Source organism: Caballeronia sp., from assembly GCF_049581465.1.
Classification (GTDB): Bacteria; Pseudomonadota; Gammaproteobacteria; order Burkholderiales; family Burkholderiaceae; genus Caballeronia.
In genome coordinates, this window is record NZ_JBAUSA010001291.1 from 1 (window position 1) to 3,320 (window position 3,320).

The following is a 3,320-nucleotide window of genomic DNA, read 5'->3' on the forward strand; positions in this document are numbered from 1 at the left end:
CATCGGTGCGCGTGCGTTCGCCTGCGTCGGCCTGACCGTGTGCGTCGTCGGCACGAACGGGCCGCTCGAATTCGGGCGAATCGGTGTCGTGGGAATGTGTCAAAACAACCTCAATGGTGTCGGGTCACGCGCCCGTCGCGGGTGCGTGAAAAATTCCGGCCGATGATGCTTACCAGCCGATCAAGGGTTCGTTCAAACTGGCATCAGGCGCGGTGCGCTGCCTGATCGTCCGGTGTCCCGGGCGCGTTCGAATCGGTCGAATCGTTCAGTTCTTTCGATGCGTCGGATTCAGCCGCCGATAGATGTGGGGCGTCTTCCGCGGCAACGATCGCGGGGAAATTCTCGTGGTTCGGCGTCACGCTTTCGCGCTCGATCTTGTCGCCGTTCCGTTTGTTGAACGTGAAAGCATCACCCGTGCCGCCGGGCTGTGCCTGAAACTCTTCGCCACCTGCCGTGCCGGGAAACCCTTCGGCACCGTTTGCATCCGCCCTCGTTAGTTCATGGGGCGAGACCGAGTGCGCACGCACGCTCATTTGCGCGTCTTCCACACCTTCGCAAGAAGCAGGTTGCGAGCCAGACGAAAGCGCTTCGTCATTTGCATGTCCTGCTTCGGCTCCAGCGGGTTCCACGGGTTCCGGCGCTGTCGACAGATGATTGTGCCCGTTCAAGCCACCGGCGTTATCAGCCAGGACACGCTCGCTGCCTGGCGCGAGATCGTCAGTGGCCTCATGCATTTCGTCGTTTGCCAGCGCGCCGGGCGCCGGACCATCCGCTTTCGATTGCTGCCCCAGGGCGGCACCGATCAGCGCGACTGCATCGCCATCGGGAAAATTGATCGCTTGCTGCGCCAGTAGCGATGCTTCCAGGTGTGCCGATGGATTGTCCAGAGCCGGCAATTCGTCCAGTGCGCTCAGGCCGAGATCGTCGAGAAACTGCTTGGTCGTGGCGAAAAGCGCGGGACGTCCGGGCACATCGCGATGCCCTATCACCTCAATCCAGCCGCGATCCTCGAGTTGCTTCACGACCTGCGCATTCACCGTGACACCGCGAATCTCTTCGATGTCCCCCCGCGTTACCGGCTGCCGATAGCCAATGATCGCGAGCGTTTCAAGCACCGCGCGCGAGTATTTTGGCGGCTTTTCGGGATTCAGCCGATCGAGATAACCCCGCATTGCGGGCCTGCTCTGGAAACGCCAACCAGACGCCAGCGACACCAGTTCGACGCCACGACCCGACCAATCCTGCTTCAGATTTTCGAGCAAGGTGCGAACCGCATCGGCCGAAATATCTTCGGCGAAAAGCTTGCGCAGTTCGGCGAGCTTCAGCGGCTCCTGCGCGCAGATCAAGGCAGTCTCGAGGACGATTTTCGCCTCTTGCGTATTCATGCAGCTAGATAAGACCCTGTTTGGTCAATGAACCGGATCAAGACAAGCCGAATTGAGGAACGCCGATGACTCGAACCATTCGCACAACTCGGACTGGAAACCAAAGACGAGGAGACTACAGACGCGCTCGCCCGATTTCTGATCGGCCATATTGATTTGGGAGCACGCACCGGGGGGAGGCAAAACTCGGGATCAGTTCCTGATCGCCGATCCATCCCAGCCGGACAAATTAGCACTTTCCGAGGCGGAAGCGCGTGACTGGTCGCATATTACGCATAAATAAACCCAACGTAAAGGTGAAACATTAGGTCACTGCGCTACTCACGTCACATCACGGGCCCCGGGTCTATCCGGTTATGCCGCCGGGTGCGCCTCCAGGAACGCGCGCAGCCTTCTAACACCGGCATCCAGACGCGCCTGGTCGCACGCATAGCACCAGCGAACAAAACCTTCGCCTTCTGGACCGAAGGCGCTGCCGGGCGCCAGCCCGAGTCCCGCCTCACGCACGAGCACCTTGCACAGTTCGAGGCTGCGATGGGCGCCCGGAAGCTTGAAGAACAGGTACATGGAACCAGTTGGAGCGCGGACGTCGACCCCGGGAATCTGCTCAAGGGCCGCTACGAGGTGATCGCGGCTCGCCCGCAGGTCTGTCACGAGCGACCGGGTGAACGCTTCCCCGTCGGTCACGGCCGCGACACCGGCAAGCTGAACGAATGAAGGTGCGCAGGACGTGTTGTACTCGACCAGCTTGCCGAGGTCTTCCATCATGCGCTCGGGTGCGACGATCCAGCCAAGGCGCCATCCTGTCATGAGCCAAGCCTTGGAAAACGAATTTACAGCAATCACGCGTTCGTCGCGGCTTGCCAGATCGAGGAATGACGGCGCCACTTTCGCGTCGTTTCCGAAATAGAGGCGCTCGTAGACCTCATCGGCTACGAGCCAGATGCCATGGTCCCGGCAACGATCCAGCACCGTTTTCTGCTGCTCGCTCGTCATCACCCAACCCGTTGGATTGTTCGGCGAATTGACCAGCAACATCCGTGTCCCGGGTGTGAGCGCATCGAGCAACCTGTCGAGGTCGAGCGTCCAGCCACTGGCCGTATAGGTCAACGAGACCGTCTCTACGGTGGCGCCAAGGATCTTCGGAATTTCGACCAGGTTCGGCCACAGCGGCGTCACCGCGACCACCCGGTCGCCCGCTCCCACCACCAGTTGCGCCGCCAGCATCAAAGCGTTGATGCCCGCGCTCGTCACGGCAACTTCCGAGCTTCGCGTCGCCCCGTGCAATTTTCCGACATAACCCGCAAGCGCCTCACGCAGCGGGGCGATGCCCAGATTGTGCGTATAGAAGGTGGCACCCTCAGAAAGCGCCCGGCTCGCGGCATCGCGGATAAAGCGCGGCGTGACCTGATCCGATTCGCCGAACCAGAAAGGCAGCACGTCCTTCACACCGAAGCCGGCATTGGCGACTTCGCGAATCTGCGAGGAACGCAACGCGCGGACTGCGTCACGTGCGTTTGGCGCCCGGTCTCCCGTAGCGTGGGCACCCGTCAACGCGCCCAGTTCCGACGCCACCCCACCTTCCGACTCCCTCATGACCCTCTCCTCCGATGTGAAACCAAAGTCTAACGCGAGCTTGGGCCGAAATCGCTTCACAGCCTGCGCGTTAGCCATCCGGTCAGCGAATCAAAGCTCCTCGGCACGGTTCGGCAACCCCAAGACCAACTGCCACACCGATTCCGCAGCGGGTGATAACGATCGGTCGCGCCGGCGTACCAGTTCGACGGTACGCTCGGCCCGCGGCGTGAGCGGCAGCGCGACCAGCGACGAATCCGCGGGCAGCGGCAATGCGAGCCAAGGCAACACGGTGATGCCCACGCCCGCCTCGACTAGCCCGAACACGGTGGCCGAATGGCCCAGTTCCTGCACCACGTC

General features: G+C 61.6%; 3 protein-coding genes. All 3 read right to left on the minus strand.

The genetic code is table 11. From position 1 onward, the window contains the following. Window positions 1–203: 203 nt before the first annotated feature. Entirely contained in the window at window positions 204–1,385 is a 1,182-nt protein-coding gene (gene scpB, locus WCA53_RS31330; RefSeq protein WP_423920759.1) for an SMC-Scp complex subunit ScpB, read from the minus strand. A gap of 354 nt (window positions 1,386–1,739) precedes the next feature. Beyond that, a complete protein-coding gene (locus WCA53_RS31335) occupies window positions 1,740–2,981 on the minus strand; it encodes a pyridoxal phosphate-dependent aminotransferase (RefSeq protein WP_423920762.1) in 1,242 nt (413 codons plus the stop codon). A gap of 90 nt (window positions 2,982–3,071) precedes the next feature. Then, on the minus strand, window positions 3,072–3,320 hold a 249-nt coding region (locus WCA53_RS31340; RefSeq protein WP_423920766.1), incomplete at its 5' end, for a LysR substrate-binding domain-containing protein.

What these genes read in the sequence shown, in the direction of transcription:
- WCA53_RS31335 (WP_423920762.1), bottom strand. Translation starts at nt 2,981, where the DNA reads ATGAGGGAGTCGGAAGGTGGGGTGGCGTCGGAACTGGGCGCGTTGACG.
- scpB (WP_423920759.1), bottom strand. Translation starts at nt 1,385, where the DNA reads ATGAATACGCAAGAGGCGAAAATCGTCCTCGAGACTGCCTTGATCTGC.